This window comes from Hyphomicrobium sp. B1 (assembly GCF_049532635.1).
In the GTDB taxonomy this organism is placed as follows: Bacteria; Pseudomonadota; Alphaproteobacteria; order Rhizobiales; family Hyphomicrobiaceae; genus Hyphomicrobium_B.
Genome location: NZ_CP134871.1, coordinates 2,635,773 through 2,652,936 on the forward strand (window position 1 = coordinate 2,635,773; position 17,164 = coordinate 2,652,936).

Annotated in this window: 15 protein-coding genes; 7 read left to right on the plus strand and 8 right to left on the minus strand. The window is 60.1% G+C overall.

The features are described 5' to 3' along the window. Positions 1–35 precede the first annotated feature (35 nt). Positions 36–185 carry a hypothetical protein gene (locus tag RLW55_RS12570; protein ID WP_013948367.1) on the minus strand — a complete coding sequence of 50 codons (150 nt, stop codon included), beginning with the start codon at positions 183–185 and terminating at the stop codon, positions 36–38. Positions 186–315: 130 nt separating this feature from the next. Between RLW55_RS12570 and RLW55_RS12575 the strand changes: the two genes are divergently transcribed. From RLW55_RS12575 to eutC, 3 genes are all read left to right on the plus strand, one after another. Then, a complete protein-coding gene (locus tag RLW55_RS12575) occupies positions 316–1,005 on the plus strand; it encodes a TetR/AcrR family transcriptional regulator (RefSeq protein WP_423414370.1) in 690 nt (229 codons plus the stop codon). Positions 1,006–1,112: 107 nt separating this feature from the next. Then, entirely contained in the window at positions 1,113–2,498 is a 1,386-nt protein-coding gene (locus tag RLW55_RS12580; RefSeq protein ID WP_409560487.1) for an ethanolamine ammonia-lyase subunit EutB, read from the plus strand. A gap of 1 nt (position 2,499) precedes the next feature. Further along, complete coding sequence (eutC, locus tag RLW55_RS12585) at positions 2,500–3,276, plus strand: ethanolamine ammonia-lyase subunit EutC (RefSeq protein ID WP_423414371.1); 777 nt, start codon at positions 2,500–2,502, stop codon at positions 3,274–3,276. A gap of 27 nt (positions 3,277–3,303) precedes the next feature. On the opposite strand, the gene RLW55_RS12590 is transcribed toward eutC, so the two are convergent. The 3 genes from RLW55_RS12590 to RLW55_RS12600 all read right to left on the minus strand — a co-directional run bounded on the left by RLW55_RS12590 (position 3,304) and on the right by RLW55_RS12600 (position 8,095). Then, positions 3,304–5,625 (minus strand): TonB-dependent receptor, encoded by a 2,322-nt coding sequence (locus RLW55_RS12590; RefSeq protein ID WP_423414372.1) that lies wholly within the window; start codon positions 5,623–5,625, stop codon positions 3,304–3,306. A gap of 342 nt (positions 5,626–5,967) precedes the next feature. Continuing rightward, a complete protein-coding gene (locus RLW55_RS12595; RefSeq protein WP_013948362.1) occupies positions 5,968–6,735 on the minus strand; it encodes an SDR family NAD(P)-dependent oxidoreductase in 768 nt (255 codons plus the stop codon). A 115-nt stretch (positions 6,736–6,850) separates the two neighbouring features. Beyond that, positions 6,851–8,095, minus strand: a complete 1,245-nt coding sequence (locus tag RLW55_RS12600) for a PQQ-dependent sugar dehydrogenase (RefSeq protein ID WP_423414373.1) — start codon at positions 8,093–8,095, stop codon at positions 6,851–6,853. A gap of 256 nt (positions 8,096–8,351) precedes the next feature. Here RLW55_RS12600 and RLW55_RS12605 point away from each other — a divergent pair, with 256 nt between their 5' ends. Continuing rightward, positions 8,352–10,535: a CHASE2 domain-containing protein gene (locus RLW55_RS12605; RefSeq protein WP_423414374.1), complete on the plus strand. Its 2,184-nt coding sequence runs from the start codon at positions 8,352–8,354 to the stop codon at positions 10,533–10,535. 32 nt (positions 10,536–10,567) lie between these two features. Here the strand turns inward: RLW55_RS12605 and RLW55_RS12610 are convergent, their stop codons facing one another. Then, positions 10,568–11,563, minus strand: a complete 996-nt coding sequence (locus RLW55_RS12610; protein ID WP_423414375.1) for a FecR family protein — start codon at positions 11,561–11,563, stop codon at positions 10,568–10,570. Between the two features lie 226 nt (positions 11,564–11,789). Here RLW55_RS12610 and RLW55_RS12615 point away from each other — a divergent pair, with 226 nt between their 5' ends. From RLW55_RS12615 to RLW55_RS12625, 3 genes are all read left to right on the plus strand, one after another. Further along, on the plus strand, positions 11,790–12,170 hold the full coding sequence (locus tag RLW55_RS12615) for a hypothetical protein (protein WP_423414376.1): 381 nt from the start codon (positions 11,790–11,792) through the stop codon (positions 12,168–12,170). A 124-nt stretch (positions 12,171–12,294) separates the two neighbouring features. After that, positions 12,295–13,266, plus strand: a complete 972-nt coding sequence (locus tag RLW55_RS12620; RefSeq protein WP_423414377.1) for an SMP-30/gluconolactonase/LRE family protein — start codon at positions 12,295–12,297, stop codon at positions 13,264–13,266. 56 nt (positions 13,267–13,322) lie between these two features. Beyond that, a complete protein-coding gene (locus tag RLW55_RS12625) occupies positions 13,323–15,086 on the plus strand; it encodes a c-type cytochrome (RefSeq protein ID WP_423414378.1) in 1,764 nt (587 codons plus the stop codon). 155 nt (positions 15,087–15,241) lie between these two features. On the opposite strand, the gene RLW55_RS12630 is transcribed toward RLW55_RS12625, so the two are convergent. From RLW55_RS12630 to RLW55_RS12640, 3 genes are read right to left on the minus strand one after another with little or no spacing between them, the layout of a single operon-like run. Beyond that, on the minus strand, positions 15,242–15,613 hold the full coding sequence (locus tag RLW55_RS12630; RefSeq protein WP_409560479.1) for a tRNA-binding protein: 372 nt from the start codon (positions 15,611–15,613) through the stop codon (positions 15,242–15,244). Between the two features lie 10 nt (positions 15,614–15,623). Then, positions 15,624–16,028, minus strand: a complete 405-nt coding sequence (locus tag RLW55_RS12635; RefSeq protein ID WP_423414379.1) for a tautomerase family protein — start codon at positions 16,026–16,028, stop codon at positions 15,624–15,626. Positions 16,029–16,059: 31 nt separating this feature from the next. Next, positions 16,060–17,043 (minus strand): MDR family oxidoreductase, encoded by a 984-nt coding sequence (locus RLW55_RS12640; protein ID WP_423414380.1) that lies wholly within the window; start codon positions 17,041–17,043, stop codon positions 16,060–16,062. Positions 17,044–17,164: the final 121 nt, after the last annotated feature.

The window sequence follows — 17,164 nt, forward strand, 5'->3', positions numbered from 1 at the left end:
TTGAGGGCCTGCTGAGAACTGAGCGCTCGGAGAGTTCAGTGCGGCGTGTAGCCGATGCGCGCGCAGAGCTTCAAAAGCTCGCGCTTGGGATGGGGAATGCTGCACATGGGACGCGGCACCTCGCGGCAGTGAGCGATATCACCGCCATCGTAATAAGCCGGAAACCCGATATGCAACAGTGTCATACGCGACGTTCCCTGGGACAAGCACGACCCGCGCCTAGCTTCGACACTCAACCATTGACACGAAAGCGTCTTGCTTCTTAGAACGCTTCGAGTGTAAAGTCTACAGTGTAGAAGTCAAGAGGCTGGACGGATGACTGAGCCAAAATCGCGGGCACGGCGGGGCGTTGAGAAATCCGAGATCCTCCAGGCGGCGTTCGATTTGTTCGCCGAGGTCGGGGAGGCTGCGTTTTCCATTCGTAAGGTGGCGGCGATCGTCGGTGTCGATCCGATGACCGTTCTGCATCACTTCGGCTCCAAGGATGAGCTGTTGCGCGCCATCGCCGATCACGGACTTCGAAGCGTTGAGATGCCGACGGCAACAGCGAACTGGCGCGACGACTTAAGAGCCGTCGCGAAGGCCTACCGGATGCTGGCTCATCATCATCCGCGGGTTTTTCCGCTGCATTTTCGCTACAATGCAACCGGTCCTGCTGACCACATTTCGAGTGAGATCGTCTACTGTGCCCTGCGTCGTGCGGGGTTGACCGATACTGCGGCGGCAGGCCTTGGCCTTGCATTCTATGCATTCGTTCTGGGATTTGCGTTGGCTGAGGCCGAGGGCCTTCTGCGCGCGATCGGCCCGGCGGAAGAGACCGAGTTGAGTGCACTCGATCCGACTATGTATCACGCCACGCTGGACCTCATTCCTGTTCTGAAGACGCTCGATCCGAGCCTTGCGTTCGAAGACTCTATGGACGTCTTCATCGCAGGCGTCGCAGATCTCGCGAAGCTCAAACCCCGTCCGAAACCGGTCGTCGAGTGCGACGCCAAGTGTGCATGAGCGAAGCTGCTCCCTGATTGGGCGGCGGGAGGCACCATTTGATGCTTGCAAGCCGCTGATTGAAGGACATTATTGAACGAGCAACCGGCGAGATTGGGAGAGCGGCCATGTATCGGGTGCACGCGGGCGGAACAACCTACACGTTTTCATCCCTGAAAGAGCTGTTGGCGAAAGCCACGCCGCCGCGCTCTGGCGACGTGCTGGCGGGTGTCGCGGCAAAGTCCGCCGCCGAGAACGTCGCCGCCAAGATGGCGCTCGCCAACGTGCCGCTGAAGCAGTTCCTTAACGAAGCCATCATTCCCTACGAAGACGACGACGTCACGCGCCTCATCGTCGACACGCATCATGGCGCGGCGTTCGCGCCAGTTTCTCATATGACGGTCGGCGAATTCCGCGATTGGCTGCTGTCAGAGAAGGCGACGCCGGAGAAGGTCTCCGCGCTGGCGCCGGGCCTGACGCCGGAAATGGTCGCCGCCGTCTCGAAGATCATGCGCAACCAGGACCTCGTGCTCGGCGCCAAGAAGGCACACGTCATCACGAAGTTCCGCGATACGATCGGTTTGCCCGGACACATGTCCGTGCGTCTGCAACCCAATCATCCCACCGACGACAAGAAAGGCATCGCCGCGTCGATGGTCGATGGCTTGATGTACGGCTGCGGTGATGCCGTCATCGGCATCAATCCGGCGAGCGACAACATCGGCGCCATCACCGATCTTCTGGTGATGATGGACGACGTCATCCGCCGCTTCGAAATCCCGACCCAGAGCTGCGTGCTGACCCACGTGACGACGACGATCGACGCCATCGCCAAGGGAGCGCCTGTCGATCTCGTCTTCCAGTCAATCGGCGGCACGCAGGGCGTCAACGATAGCTTCGGCGTAAAGCTCTCGCATTTGCAGGAAGGCCGCGAAGCCGCTTTGAGCCTGAAGCGCGGCACCGTTGGCGACAACTGCATGTATTTCGAGACGGGGCAGGGATCGGCGCTCTCGGCCGACGCGCATCACGGCTGCGATCAGCAGACGCTCGAGGCGCGCGCCTACGCCGTCGCACGCCAGTTCAAGCCGCTGCTCGTCAATACCGTCGTCGGCTTCATCGGCCCGGAATATCTTTACAATGGCAAGGAGATCATTCGCGCCGGCCTCGAAGACCATTTCTGCGGCAAGCTGCTTGGCCTGCCGATGGGCTGCGATATCTGCTACACCAACCACGCCGAAGCCGATCAGGACGACATGGACATCCTGCTGATGATGCTCGGCGCTGCCGGCGTCAACTTCATCATGGGTATTCCGGGCGCCGACGACATCATGCTGAACTACCAGTCGACCTCATTCCACGATGCGCTCTATGTGCGCGAGGCGCTGGGCCTGAAACGCGCGCCCGAGTTCGACGCCTGGCTGACGAAGATCGGCGTCACCGATGCGAAAGGTCACCTCGCACCGCATCGTCCGGGCAATCCGCTTCTCACCCACGCTCAAGCATTGGCGGCGTAACATGACAGCGGATCCCTGGGCCAATCTCAAACAGTTCACGGACGCACGCATCGGCCTCGGCCGCTCGGGTTCGGCCATGCCGACGCACGAAGTCCTGGACTTCGCATTGTCTCACGCCATGGCGCGCGACGCCGTGACGACACCGATCGACTGGACGCCGATCGAAAAAGGCTTAGCCGATCTCGGTCTTTCCACGCTTCGCGTCGGCAGCGCCACGCACGACCGTTCGGAATATCTCCGCCGCCCGGACCTCGGTCGCAAATTGTCCGATCATTCCCGCGAGGCGTTGATGCGCGCCGCCGAAATGGAGGATGGCCGGCCCGATCTCGTCGTCCTCGTCGGCGACGGGCTGTCGTCGATGGCGGTTGCCGCCAATACCATTCCCTACATGGCGGCCCTCCTGCCGCATGTCGTCAAAGCCGGCTGGAAACTGTCGCCGATTTTGCTTGCCGATGATGCGCGCGTCGCGCTCGGCGACGAAGCCGGAGAGATCCTCGGCGGCAAAGCCGTGCTCGTGCTGATCGGCGAGCGTCCCGGCTTATCGTCGCCCGACAGCCTCGGTGTCTACATCACCTTCTCGCCGCGCGTCGGTATCAAAGACGCCGACCGCAACTGCATCTCGAATGTGCGCCAGCGCGGACTGTCCTATGAGGAAGGCGCCTTCAAGACCGCATGGCTCCTGCGCGAAGCCTTCCGTCGCGGCCTGACGGGCGTGAACCTCAAGGACGAATCTCAGTTCCTGATCGAAGGCCAGAAAGGCCCCGAGCAGATCAAGTAATTGCTGTCATCTTCGGCTTTGTCGAAGCTAGAACTCCGTCGACATCGAGAGGATGAATGTCCGCGGCGCGCCAAGGCGCAATCCCGTCGACGGATCTGCCGTTTCCCAATAGTTGGTATCGAGCACATTGTAGACGTTGGCGCGAAATTCGATTGGACGGTCTTCGAGCTTGTAGCGAACGCCGAGATCGAGCCTCGCCCAAGCGGGAAGCTCAAGCTTGTTCGCCGCGTCGGCATATTGTGTGCCGGTAATGACCGACCTGGCACTTAACGTTACGCCCTTGGCGAAGTAGGGATCCCATTCCACCCCGACGTTACCGTTCCAGTTCGCGACGCCGATCGCGTCTTTCCCGTCGTTTAGACCGCCTTGTGTCTTTGTCTGCTCCGGATCGAGATACGTCACGCCGCCAAGCAAGCGGATGCTCGGCGTCAGTTCTCCGAAGACGTTGAATTCCACGCCTTTGTTAAGTTGCTGTCCATCGATCGTGTAAATGGTCGATGCGGGCGTCGAGCCGGGGATGGTAATTGCGTTCGGCTGTTCGATCCGAAACACGCCGAGCGTCCCGGTGACCTTGCCGAAATCGACCTTTACGCCCGCCTCGGCTTGCCTCGTCTTGGTCGGTGGGAAGACTTCTCCGGCATTTTCGGTTCCCGCAGGCGCGGTCATGCCTTGGGTAAGACCCTCGATATAGTTTCCATAAAGCGAGACGTTGTGCCAGGGCTTCACCACGAGACCCACGGATGGCGTCGTCGCGGATTCGTCGTAGGTTGATGTCCGCGCACCGCTTGTGACATCGTAATTGTCTTGATCGACGTATTGGCGGCGAACGCCCAAGGTCAACCACACCCGGTCATCGGCGAACACCATCGTGTCGGCAAAGGCGACGGAGGTGAGATCGGTGCTGGCATTCTTTCGAGCGTCGGAAAGGTTCGATGTATCCGGCTTTGGGATCTCCGCAACGTGATAGAGATCGGAGAGACCGCCGCCCAGGACGTCCAGGCCGTATCCGACCTCGCTGCTCAGTCGCGTCGCGCCGATATTCCATTCGTGCCGCACGCTTCCGAAACGCAGAACGCCTTTGATGCCGCCCTGGTAGGACTCGCTGTCGGAATACTGCGGATAGTTTAGAATCTGCGTCAGAAGCGAGCCGGAATTGTCGTTCAGCCTGGAACTGGTGCGCAGATCGGCTTGGTCGTTGGTTCGCCCGCCAGCGGCGGCATAGACGGTAATGTCCCGCGTGACGTCGACCTCTCCACGGACGACACCGTAGAGATCCTCATTGTCGATATATTCCCAGAGCTGCGCCGTTCGGTTGCTGGCATCGGGGGCGTCCGGAATATGCGTGACGCCGCCACCAATTCTTAGGCCGCCACCCCAACTGCTTGGAACGTCGGTGCGATCTTTCTGGTATCCGAGATCTGCTGAAAGTCGCACGGCACTGCCGCGGAAATCCAAGCCGAGCGTCGCCGATTGGACTTCGTTCGTCTGATCGTCAACAGCGGTATCGCCATTCTGATAGAGACCGTTGAAGCGCACCCCGAATTCTTTGCCGGTGCCGTACCGCCGTCCGACATCCAATTCTGCGCTCCCCGATCCCGAACTCTCAAAGCCGGTTGTCAGGCGCGTGAGCGGTTCATCGCCCGCACGCTTCGGGACAATATTAATGGTACCGCCAACGCCGCCGCTCGGTGACATGCCGTTGAGCATGGCATTTGGGCCCTTGAATATTTCGACCCGCTCCACACCCGCCAGAGAGATGGTTCCAACCGGCAGGACGCCGTACAAACCATTGAAAGATGTGTCGCTGTTCGGAACGGTAAAGCCGCGAATGGTAAAGACGTCGCCGCCACCATTATTGCTCCCCCGTCCATGGTTGTTGATTCGCACTGAGGGATCGGTGTCGACCACATCTGCAAGGGTCGAGGCCTGCTGATCGCGCAGATAATCTTCAGTATAGCTGGTTACGCTGAAAGGCGCGTCCATGACATCCCGGTTGCCGAGAATGCCCAGTTGCGCGCCGCTCGCCACCTGACCGCCGGCATACGCGGGAGGCAAATTATCGATGATCGCCGTTCCCGGAACCGAGGGAAGCTGCTCTGTAGCAGGGGTTTTCGGTGCGGCAGCCGCAGTTTTTGTCGTCGGCTTTGCCGTATGCTTTTTCGGCTGCGGTTGTTTCTCTACAGGCTTAGCTTCGACCGTGACCTCTGGCAGCGTGGTCGCTGCAGGAGCGGTCGTCGAACTGGCTGACGGAGGCGCCGGTTCGGGTGAAACAATTTGGTTCGCTTGTTGAGCACCTGCCGTGGATGCAGACAACAAAACTTCGCCCGCCAAAACGGCGGCAACAGACACGCGCATTTCCCCTCGAGCCCCCCGGCGTCGATGATTCCCCAGGGACACGTCGCCTCTCAAGGCGAGCCGTGCCTAGACCGAATGTTAAGAGATCGAGCTATATTGTCTACGAAAAAAGTATTATATATGGCCGCGACAATTTTGATGCGGTTTCAACGAAGATTGAAAACCTGAAGATTGAAAACCTATTGAAGCCTTAAGATCGCGTGTGACGACCTTTATCTGAGGCGGTCACATCGGCAAGACGATACAAAAGGGGATCGCTCCTCCGTGCGGTCTTCCCGTCAGTCCTCAGCGTTGGCGCCCCCGCATCGCAGAACCGCCAACGCCCAAGGAACAACCTCACACCGCCGTAAAGCAGTTATCGACGAAGATGGACGCGCCGTTGACGAAGCTCGCTTCGTCGCTGGCAAGGAAGAGAGCCGCATTGGCCACTTCTTCCGGCTTGCAAAGACGGCCCTGCTGCACGGCGAGCGCTTCCTCTGATGCGTCAACGCCGAGCTTTTGCAGCTCCGCCACTTCACGCAGTCCGTGTGGCGTCGCGACGAAGCCCGGTGCAACGGCGTTGCAGCGAATGCCCTTGTCGCGATATTCGACCGCAATAGACCGCGCAAACATATGGCAGGCAGCTTTCGACGTATTGTAAGCCGTCTCGAGCGGCGTCGCCGCAATCGCCGAAATCGACGACGTGCACACGATGGAGCCGCCGCCCATCTCGATCATGCCCGGCAGGACGGCCTTCGTCATGAGGAACATGCTCGTGACGTTGATGCCCATCAGCCATTCCCATTCCTTCAGCGTCATTTCGAGGAACGGCTTGATGATGATCGTGCCCGCGTGATTGAACAGCACGTTCGCCTGCCCAATGGCCGACGTCACCTTGGCGACGGCGTCGTTGACCTGGCCTTCATCCGCGACGTCCGCAGCCGCGAACACCGCCTTGCCGCCGGCGTTGTTGATCTGATCGACGATGGCTCGTCCTTCTTCCTCCCTCCGGTCGATAACTCCGACCGTGGCGCCTTCGGCCGCGAACAGCAGCGACGACGCCCCGCCCATTCCCGTCGAGCCGCCTGAGATGATCGCAATCTTGCCTTTGAGCCGGTCTGCCATCGTCAACACTCCTTGTCGTAGTCGTTTGGCTGAGCGGGTGTAACAGAAACGGGCCGGATCGTTTGATCCGGCCCGTACGATTTCTTGACATCTGACAGCGTGCCGCGGCGCGGTCTTACTGCGGCTTCATCCTGGCGAGCAGATCGGTGGTCGGCTCGAGCCGGAAAAGGGCCGCCTCGCTGCTGTCCTGCAGCAGGTAGATATAGCCATCGGGCCCGATTGCGACGTCGCGGATGCGCCCCATCGTGTGATGCAGGTAGCGCTCTTCTTTCACAACGCGGCCGGAGTCGATGTGCAGCCGGATTAGGCATTCACCCGCGAGCGAGCCGATCAGGAAGTCGCCGCGCCAGTCGTCCGGCATGATGTTCCCGTAATAGGAAACGAGGCTTGCAGCGGCGACCGACGGCACCCAGTAGTGAACAGGGTCGATCAGCCCAGGGGCTGACGTCTTGTCTGAGATGATGGTCTCGTCGTAGTTGGTGCCGTAGGTCACGAGCGGCCAGCCGTAATTGCCGCCGGCCTTGATGAGGTTCAGCTCATCGCCGCCCTTCGGGCCTTGCTCGATCGCCCAGATCTGACCGTCGCCGACATTGCCGATGATGCCCTGAGGGTTGCGGTGGCCGTAGCTGTAGATCTCCGGTAGTGCATCGGGGCGTCCAACAAACGGATTGTCCTCGGGGATCGAGCCATCGACGTTGATGCGGATGATCTTGCCGCCGTCGTCCAGCAGGTTCTGCGCCCGCTCCATCTGGAAGCGATCGCCGATCGTCAGATAGAGCTTATGGTCGGGACCGAACGCAAGGCGGCCGCCGATCTGATCGAGGCCCTTCGCAGCCGGCCGGCTTTCGAAAATAACCCGATTGTCGATAAGCGAATTGCCATCGAGTGTGGCACTCATAATACGGATTGTGCCGGCTTCCGCAGTCCCGTGCATATAGGTCAGGAATAGACGGTGATTGTCGGAGAAATCGGGATCGACCAAAACGTCGAGCAATCCCGAATGACTGCAGCACAGAACAGTCGGTACGCCGGAAATCGGCTGCGACTGTAACTGATCGCCGATGACGACGCGCAACCGGCCGGGCCGCTCGGTGACGAGCATGCGTCCGTCGGGCAGGAAGGCCATCGACCAAGGGCTTTCGAGCTTGTCGGCAACCTTGCGTAACTCATAGGGAAAATCCTTATCCGCGACGTCGCGCGGATCTTCCGGCGGCTGCAGGGCGTCGACCCGCGGCTCGTCCGAACCAATCTCCGCCCGGCTGACGTCCGGCGTTCCCAGGAGGAGAGCTGCGAACAACGCTGTTACGAAACCGGAGTGAATTCCGAGGCGCCTTCCAAGGGCTAATGTTCTATTTTCCAATTTGCCCCATCCCACAATGAAAAATCCGCCGTATGCGGATTTGTGATAGTTTTAAGACTATTCGGAATGTGGGCGTGAGCAAGCCCAAAAAATGAACGTTCAGTCACCCGCTTAGCTTAGGAGAGTTCGCGTATCTTGCGCACGTGTCTTTCCGTCCTAATACCGCACGTGCAGACCAAAGTTCCACGTCGGATGAATGCGTTAAGCTGAGGACCATGCCGCGGCCTTTGCCGTGGAGCAAAACCTGGATCGGAGCATGACTGCCGGATCGAATCGCCTTTCGCTCGCTCTGGTCATCGCCGCGATCCTGTTAACCGCTTGCGTCGCGATTCGCATTGCCGATCCCGAGCCGGTCGCGCGGCTTCGGCTGTCGATCTTCGATACCTATCTTCGTAGTGCCCCCCGAGCCCTGGATACGTCTTTTCCGGTTCGGATCGTCGCGATCGACGAAGCGTCTCTCGCGCGCATCGGACAATGGCCGTGGCCGCGCGATCGGCTCGCCGCCATCGTCACTAAGCTCGCAGCAGCCGGATCTGCCTCGATCACGTTCGATATGGTCCTCGCCGAGCCCGACCGGCTGTCGCCCGACGTGATTGCTGAAGCCCTCGCAAGCAGCCCGCGGGCGACGGCAATCGCGTCCGAACTGGCGGGCCTGCCTTCGAACGATGAAATTCTCGCCAAGGCGATCGCCCCGGCGCCCGTCGTGCTCGGCGTCGCTGGTGACAACGGCCGCGCGCGGAAGCAGGGGATCGGCCGCTACCCCGGTGCAATATCGTTCGCGGGTGACGATCCGGCCTCTTTCGTTCACGCCTTCTCCGGCGGCGTCGAGAACCGTCCGGAGCTGACGAAAGCCGCCCGCGGTGTCGGCGCCGTCAACTGGCTGCCGTCCAGCGATCAGGTCGTACGCCGCATTCCGCTGCTCGTTTCGATCTCCGGCGCGCTTTACCCATCGTTGGCGCTGGAAGCCTTTCGCGTCGGCACCGGCCAATCCACGATTTTCATCAAGTCGTCGGGAGGCAGTGGCGTGCTGGCCTTCGGGCAACAGACCGGCATCGACAGCATTCGCGTCGGTCAGACCGTTCTGCCGACCGACGGACGCGGCGAGCTTTGGCTGAAATTCTCGCGCAGCGATCCGCGCCGCGAGATTTCGGCTCTCAAGATCTTGGACGGCACATTCGATCCGGCAGACGTGAAAGGCCGCCACGTCATCATCGGCGCAACGGCGACAGGCCTGCTCGATTTGCGCGCCACACCACTCGACGTTGCCGTTCCGGGCGTCGAAATCCATGCCCAAGCTTTGGAACAAATTCTGTCAGGTGATCACCTCGTGCGGCCGGCTTATGCGACCGGCGCTGAGATCGCATTCATCCTGCTTGTCGGCGGCTTCGTCGCATGGCTGATCGAACGTTCCGGCGCGCTTGTCGCCGCCATCGTCGGCGCAAGTGCGATCGCGCTGATCGTCGCTATATCGTGGTTCGATTATGCGTACATGGGCATGCTGTTCGACCCCGTCTATCCGTCTCTCTCAGTTGCGTTGCTCTATCTCGGTGTCTCGCTGACGAGTTATCTCAAATCGGAGGTGCAGCGCGCCGAGATTAGATCCGCATTCGGACACTACGTTGCAGCGCCTCTGGTCGAAGAACTGGCGCGCAATCGCGACAAGCTTAAGCTCGGTGGCGAGACGCGTGAGGTGACGCTGCTTTTCGCCGACGTGCGAGGCTTCTCGAAAATATCAGAAGGCATGCGCGCGGAGGAATTGATCCGCTTCGTCAATCGGCTCTTTACGCCGCTGACGGACGAAATCCTGAAGCGCAACGGCACCATCGACAAATTCATGGGCGATGCCGTCATGGCCTTTTGGAATGCACCGTTGCCCGATCCCGCGCACGCTGCGAATGCCTGCCGCACAGCGTTAGCGATGCTGGATGCGCTGGCGCGCTTAAATGAAGCGTTGGAATCCGAATGCCTGGCCGGCGGCCAACCCTTCGTCCCGGTTCGCATAGGTATCGGCCTGAACACGGGGGAATGCGTCGTCGGCAACGTCGGCTCGCCGCAGCGCTTCGACTATTCCGTTTTGGGCGATGTCGTGAACGTTGCTGCCCGGTTCGAAGAAGCTACGAAGACATATGCCGCCGGCATCATCGTCGGCGAGCGGACGGCAGCCGAAGCGCCACAATTTGCATTGCTTGAACTCGGCGCCGTAACGCCACGCGGCAAGGACAGGCCCGAAATCATCTTTGCGTTGCTCGGCGACGAAGCATTTGCACGTTCGGAAGATTTTCGTCGCTGGGAAACGGCGCATGCAGACTTTCTGTCCGCAAAAAGTGACGGCGATGGAGATCGGATGCACGTCGCTATCGCCAATTGTTTGCAGTACGCAACGGGCGGCATGGCCGACTACTACCGCAAGGCGCTCGCGGACGGCACGGCGCGCTGCTAAAGGCCAAGCCGCGCGCGCCGAGACGCTCCTGCTCAACGGCCGCGATTGCCGCCATACCTACCGCCATCGGACCCGCCGCGATGTCCGCCCCCGAATCCGCCCATGCCGGCGCCGATGGCGATGCCCATTCCGGTCATGCATCCATCGCAGCCGCCACCGTACGCGCCGTCACCATTCTTCGGCTTGCGCGTTGCGACCTTCTTCTTCGGCGGCGTCTTTCTGGGCTTCTCGGCCTTCTTCGTCTTGATCGGCTTGGTCGGGATGATCTGCAGGTGCGGATTGAGGCACTTCTGATCCGGCTCGTCCGCAAAGTTTGCTTCGATGATCTGCGCGCGTGACAGCAGCGGATTGGGATCAATCGACGGCGTGTTGATCACGAACGGGAACGCGGTGTCGAACGCAACCGCTTTACTATCCGGCATTTTCGACCAGTTGAACGGCCCGGTCACCGCGCCGTTCGCGCCGATGTGCATCATCTGGCCCGGACGGTCGAGCACGCGGCACACGTTTCTCCTTCCGGTCGCTTCGATGGCGCCTTCGTGCAGCAGCACCCACACCGATTTGTCCGGCAATACGTAAACGTCGAAGATGGTCCCGCGCACGGTGATCGACGCATTCGGCGTGTTGATGACGTATGTCGGCTTCGTCGCGACGCCGGTAATAAAGCGGAAGGCGCCCTTCGCCATGTTCAGGATGATCGAGCCGGATTTCTTGTCGCTGTCGTAGACGAACCTGTCGAGCACGAGGCGAGAGCCGGGGCCGAGCGCGAGCTTAGTGTCGTCGTCGAGCTTGAACTCGCCTTGAGCGTCGGTGTTGACCTCAATGATCTCGTCCTGCCGGACATCGTCGCCGCGCGCGAGGCGCCGCTCTTCTTTGGCGAAATCCGCCATGACGATGTTGGTGATCACGACCGCATCGCCGATCCGATCTCCGGACGCAGCGAAGGCCGGCAAAGAAAAAGCCGCCAGCGAACCGGCACTCACTGCGGTGAAGGCGAATGCAAACGACATCAACGAAGATCGCGGCATGTCACGGCTCCAGGATCAATGAATCCGAAACGCTATGCGCTTCCTGAATACCACAGTTGCGCAGCGTCCGCTCGTTTATGCCGAAGTTTGCGAAACCGCTGTGCCGGAGGTGACACGCGGTTTTCGTTCACCGGGAGCCGCGAAATTGCGATGAATTCGAGATAGTTTACAGACTATAGCAAACGCAGTCATCAATCGTAACTGAACGACGTATCGGAAGCGGCGCATGCGCATCGACGTGCAGGATCTGACGCAATTCGACGTTGAAATAGACGGCTGCAGCGTGACGCTTCATGTCATTGATACAAAGGGAATGCCCGCAGCCGTCAATCTTCGGGTGGCGCAGCTCGGAATGCTGGCCACGTCGTTGCCGAACCTCATCGATGCTGCGATCCAAGTCCAATATGGCGATGCGAGCTGCCGCTTCACGTATCCGCTGGCGTCGTGGGTGGTTGATCAGGCGCTCGATCCGTCTCTCTTGATTGTGACCTTGAAGACCTCGGACGGCTTCGGTGTCCGCTTTTCGTTGCCGCGACAGAAAGCGGACGAAATGTCGGAATCGCTGGCGATGGCGGCGCAAAAGGAAGTCGAATTGCTCACCCACTGAGGGATCGTTCTGCGAAGATTTGCGTTTTTTGTTAATCGGCTCGTTGTAGCGAATATAAATGTCGATTATAATTTAAATAAAAAGCGCGTTCCGAATGGAAACGCCACGGCTCCTTGGAGGAAGCATGAGGTCACGGAAGCGAAAGGGCTGTCTCGCAGCCCTCGCCATCGTTTGTTCATCTGCAGTTGCTGCTTCGGCGATGGCAGGGGACATGAAGCCGCTCGAGATACCCGGCGATCAAGCTTATCCGGAAAGTATGTCGGCATCGTCTGACGGCACGATCTATATCAGCAGCATCGCGTCCGGTGGTGTCGCGCGTGTCAAGCCCGGCGAATCCAAAGCAGAGATGTGGGTCAAGCCAGGCGCATTCGGCACGCGCAGCACATTCGGCGTTCTGGTTGACGAAAAAAACAGCACGCTCTGGGTCTGTTCAAACGACGTATCGGCGATGGGCGTCCCGGGCCCCAGCACGGTTCCCGGCGCTTACCTGAAGGGTTTCGATCTGAAGACGGGAGAGGGGAAATTCAGCGCCGCATTCCCCGGCAAGGCCCATGTCTGCAACGACATGGCGATTGCATCTGACGGCACGATGTACGTAACGAACACGGCTGCACCGCAAATCCTGCGCCTGAAGCCGGGCGCCAAGGAACTTGATGTCTGGCTTGAAAACGATCTGCTCGCACCGAAAAATGGAGCGGGGCTTGACGGCATCGCGTTCGGTAGCGATGGCAATCTTTACGTCAACACCTATGGCGGCAACGAATTCTTTCGTGTCACGTTGAAGGATGGCGCAGCGGGAAGCGTCACAAAGCTTGAAACATCCAGGCCCATTCAGAACCCTGACGCGCTCCGTCCTCTCGACGGCAACACGTTCCTGATGGCCGAAGGCGGCGGCACTGTCGATCGCGTAACGGTCAACGGCGATAAAGTCGATATCGAAACCTTGAAGGATGGCCTCAGCGGACCGACATCGGTTGCGAAGGTGGGCGATACGGTCTGGGTCGGCGAGGGCCAACTCGCACATCTCTTCGGCGCCAAAGAGAACGGACCGCCGAAACTGCCGTTCCAGGCCGTGCCGGTTCCTCTCGGCAAGTAAATACCGCCGAGGCTTCATGGGCCTCGGCTTCCACTCGGACTTCCAGGAGAATGAACATGCAACCTGTTGCAACCGTACGCACATGGGTGTCCGCAGCACCGATGGCGTTTGTGCTCGCGCTTGCCATGCCATTTGTCGGGGCGACATCGTCGCGTGCCGCCGAATGTCCGGGAGACAATGGCGGCCTCAATCTGCCGAAAGGTTTCTGCGCTTCGATCTTCGCCGACAAAGTCGGCCATGCCCGCCAGATGGCCGTGTCGCCAGACGGCACGCTCTATGTCAATACGTGGAGCGGGCGCTACTATCGGAACAACGATTTGCCTCCGGGCGGATTTCTCGTCGCGCTGAAGGATAGCAAAGGCACGGGCAAAGCCGATGTCATCAAGCGCTTCGGCGAAACGCAGGCCGAAGGCGGCCACGGCGGCACCGGCATCTATCTCTATAAGAATTACGTTTACGCCGAGATCAACGATCGCATCGTTCGCTATCCGCTGAAGGACGGCGAGATCGCGCCGGAAGGCAAGGGCGAAACGGTGCTGTCGGGCATGCCTATCACCGGCGATCATCCGATGCATGGATTCATCATCGACGCAAATGGCAACCTCTTCGTAGAGATGGGTTCGGCGACGAACACCTGCGAAATCAAAAATCGCATGCCGCACTCGAAAGGCCACGAGCCATGTATCGAGCAAGAAACGCGCGCCGGCATCTGGAAGTATGACGCCAACAAGCTCGATCAGAAATTTTCGCCTGCCGAGCGCTATGCGACGGGTATCCGCAATGGCGAAGGCTTCGACTTCGATGCCGCGGGCAGGCTCTACGTCACCCAGCACGGCCGCGATCAGCTACATGAAGATTGGCCCGAGCTTTATACCGCGCAGCAGGGTTTCGATCTGCCTGCTGAAGAAGTGTTGGAACTGAAAGCAGGCGGCGACTACGGCTGGCCGCACTGCTATTACGACGGCTTCCAGAAGAAGCTTGTTCTTGCGCCGGAATACGGCGGTGATGGCGGCAAGACAGTCGGCGTTTGTGCCGACAAGCTCGGTCCCGTTGCAATCTTCCCAGCTCACTGGGCGCCGAACGACATGAAGATCTACAAGACATCGGCATTCCCCGAGCCTTATCACGGTGGCATGTTCATTGCGTTTCATGGCTCGTGGAATCGCGCGCCAGGTCCGCAGGGTGGCTACAACGTTGTCTTCCAGCCGTTCGCTGACGGCAAGACGACGGGCAACTTCATCGTCTTCGCCGACGGCTTCGCGGGCACGCAGAAAAATCCGGGTAGTGCTCCGCACCGTCCATCGGGTCTCGCGGTTGCACCCGATGGTGCGCTGTACGTTTCGGATGACGTCGCCGGTCGCATCTGGCGCATCACGTACGTCGGCGATCCGAACGCGAAAGAGCTTGAGGCAGCACCCGAAGTGCAGGCTCAAGCATCGGGCGACAAGAACGTCCTGCCGCCGGAAGGCATTCATCCGGATGCAGGCGTTGCGGCATCGCTCCCCGTTCCGCCTGGTGCGACTGCCGATCAAGTCGCGCTCGGCAAGAAGATCTTCGACGGCGAGGAAGCCGGCGCAACGTGTGCAGGCTGCCACGGTGCAGGCGGTGTTGGCAGTCCGGTCGGTGCCGATTTGACGGCCGGCAAATGGCTCTGGAGCGACGGTAGCCTTGCAGGTCTCAAGAAGACGATCCTAGACGGCGTCGAAACGCCGAAAGAGCACGCCGGTGCCATGCCACCGAAAGGCGGTGTGGACTTGACGGATGCACAGGTGGACGCCGTCACCGCCTATGTCTGGGCAATTGGGCATGTGAAGAAATAGATTGCGTCATCTTCGGCCGAGCGACGCGAATGGCGCGTCGAAGGTCGGGGATCGAGCGTGAACCTCGCCGGAGGCGCGAAACATGAGGCGTCTCCGATGAACTTTATGTTGGATACTCGAATGCGCTCGCGACGCTCACGCATTCGAGGACGTGTCTAGAAAAGTCGAGCACCGTTCGGCACTTTGATGTCGGGCGCGAACAGCACGACTTCGCCGTTTGTGTCGGGAAAGCCGAGCGTCAGCACTTCCGACATGAACTTGCCGATCTGGCGCGGCGGAAAATTCACGACCGCCGCCACCTGTCGCCCGATCAGCGTCTCGCAATCGTAATGCCGCGTGATCTGCGCACTCGATTGCTTAATGCCGATACCGGCGCCGAAGTCGATTTTCAGTTTCAATGCCGGTTTTTTCGCTTCCGGATAAGGCTCGGCTGCGACCACGGTGCCGACGCGAATATCGACCGTCAGAAACTGATCGAACGTGATCGCGGGAGATATCGGCGCGTTGGGATCATGCACGAGATGCATCGTAAATTCGTTACTCCGGCTTGCCGCCAAGCTTGCCTGTTAGGAACTGCGCCTCGCCATTGCCGAACGACCAGTCGGCGTCGGTATTGGTGACGAAGTTCACCATAACGTCACTCGGCGCGATACTGCAACGCTTCGACAACGCGTCAGTCAGCAGGCGGTAGAACGTCGTCTTTTCTTCGGTCGTACGGGGCCGCGTGGTCACAGAAACGAGAACAACCTTGTCTGTGCGCGGAATGTCGAGGCCCGTATCCTCAATGCGGACGCGGCATGGCTCGTGCTCGTGCACGATCTGATAGCGGTCGCGCACCGGAACCTTGAAGGCTTCGAGCATCGCGTCATGTGCAGCATCGAGCAGCGCTGCGAGTTCGGCGTCCGTGCGTCCTTTGATGAGGTCGAAGCGAAGAAGGGGCATTGCAGTATCCTTGCGAAGCGGAGGGAGGGAGCTAGCGGGAAACGTCGATGACGACGCGGCCGCGGATCTTGCCTTCGATGAGATCGCGAGCAGCATCGATCGCGTCGGAAAGAGGGATCGTCTTGGTCATGGCATCGAGCTTGGCGAAGTCGATCTCGTCGGTGAGACGGTTCCAGGCTTCGATGCGGTCAGCGATCGAACGGTAGACCGAGTTGATGCCGACAAGCGTCACCCCTCGCAGGATGAACGGCGCGACGGTAGCGGGAAAATCCATCCCTTGCGCGAGGCCGCAGGCGGTCACGACACCCTCGTCCTTTGTTTGCGCACAGACGTTTGCGAGGGTGTGACTTCCGACGCTGTCGACGGCGCCTGCCCATCGCGCCTTCTGCAGCGGGCGGCCGGGTGAGGACAGTTCGTTGCGGTCGATGATCGTTTTTGCGCCCAGGCCTCTGAGGTAGTCGGATTCTCCGATGCGGCCCGTGGAGGCTGCGACCTCGTATCCAAGGCGCGAAAGAAGAAGCACCGCGACGCCGCCGACGCCGCCAGCGGCCCCCGTCACGATCACCTCGCCCTTCGCCGGCGTCACGACTTGGCGCTCGAGCGCCATGACGCACAACATCGCCGTATATCCGGCAGTGCCGAGCGCCATCGCGCGTGCGGCGGTCATGCCCGGCGGAAGCGGGATTAGCCAATCGCTTTTGACGCGCGCATATTCGGCGAGGCCGCCCCAGTGGTTCTCGCCGACGCCGAAGCCGTTGAGAAGCACCGCTTCGCCCTTTTTGAAGCGCGGGTTTGCGCTGTCTTCGACGATGCCCGCGAAATCAATGCCGGGTACCATCGGGAAGCTGCGAACGATCGGCATTTTGCCGGTGATCGCAAGGCCATCCTTGTAGTTCAGCGTCGAATGGCTGATGCGGACAGTTACGTCGCCGTCTGGCAGCGCCGCTTTGTCGACATCTGCGAGGCGGGGCCCTGAGTGCTCGCTGCTTTTTTCAATGAGAATGGCTTTGAACATCGATGTCTTCTCCTCAGAGTTACGGGGCGTTTAGCCCTCGAAGACGGGAGACGCAACACGGACGGCCTAAAAAAAACGCGGCCGGGAGTGATCCCAACCGCGTTTTGCATGCGTGCTATGC

What these genes read in the sequence shown, in the direction of transcription:
- eutC (WP_423414371.1), top strand. Translation starts at nt 2,500, where the DNA reads ATGACAGCGGATCCCTGGGCCAATCTCAAACAGTTCACGGACGCACGC.
- RLW55_RS12610 (WP_423414375.1), bottom strand. Translation starts at nt 11,563, where the DNA reads ATGCCGCGATCTTCGTTGATGTCGTTTGCATTCGCCTTCACCGCAGTG.
- RLW55_RS12635 (WP_423414379.1), bottom strand. Translation starts at nt 16,028, where the DNA reads ATGCCCCTTCTTCGCTTCGACCTCATCAAAGGACGCACGGACGCCGAA.
- RLW55_RS12580 (WP_409560487.1), top strand. Translation starts at nt 1,113, where the DNA reads ATGTATCGGGTGCACGCGGGCGGAACAACCTACACGTTTTCATCCCTG.
- RLW55_RS12595 (WP_013948362.1), bottom strand. Translation starts at nt 6,735, where the DNA reads ATGGCAGACCGGCTCAAAGGCAAGATTGCGATCATCTCAGGCGGCTCG.
- RLW55_RS12625 (WP_423414378.1), top strand. Translation starts at nt 13,323, where the DNA reads ATGCAACCTGTTGCAACCGTACGCACATGGGTGTCCGCAGCACCGATG.
- RLW55_RS12615 (WP_423414376.1), top strand. Translation starts at nt 11,790, where the DNA reads ATGCGCATCGACGTGCAGGATCTGACGCAATTCGACGTTGAAATAGAC.
- RLW55_RS12575 (WP_423414370.1), top strand. Translation starts at nt 316, where the DNA reads ATGACTGAGCCAAAATCGCGGGCACGGCGGGGCGTTGAGAAATCCGAG.
- RLW55_RS12620 (WP_423414377.1), top strand. Translation starts at nt 12,295, where the DNA reads ATGAGGTCACGGAAGCGAAAGGGCTGTCTCGCAGCCCTCGCCATCGTT.
- RLW55_RS12630 (WP_409560479.1), bottom strand. Translation starts at nt 15,613, where the DNA reads ATGCATCTCGTGCATGATCCCAACGCGCCGATATCTCCCGCGATCACG.
- RLW55_RS12640 (WP_423414380.1), bottom strand. Translation starts at nt 17,043, where the DNA reads ATGTTCAAAGCCATTCTCATTGAAAAAAGCAGCGAGCACTCAGGGCCC.
- RLW55_RS12605 (WP_423414374.1), top strand. Translation starts at nt 8,352, where the DNA reads ATGACTGCCGGATCGAATCGCCTTTCGCTCGCTCTGGTCATCGCCGCG.
- RLW55_RS12570 (WP_013948367.1), bottom strand. Translation starts at nt 185, where the DNA reads ATGACACTGTTGCATATCGGGTTTCCGGCTTATTACGATGGCGGTGAT.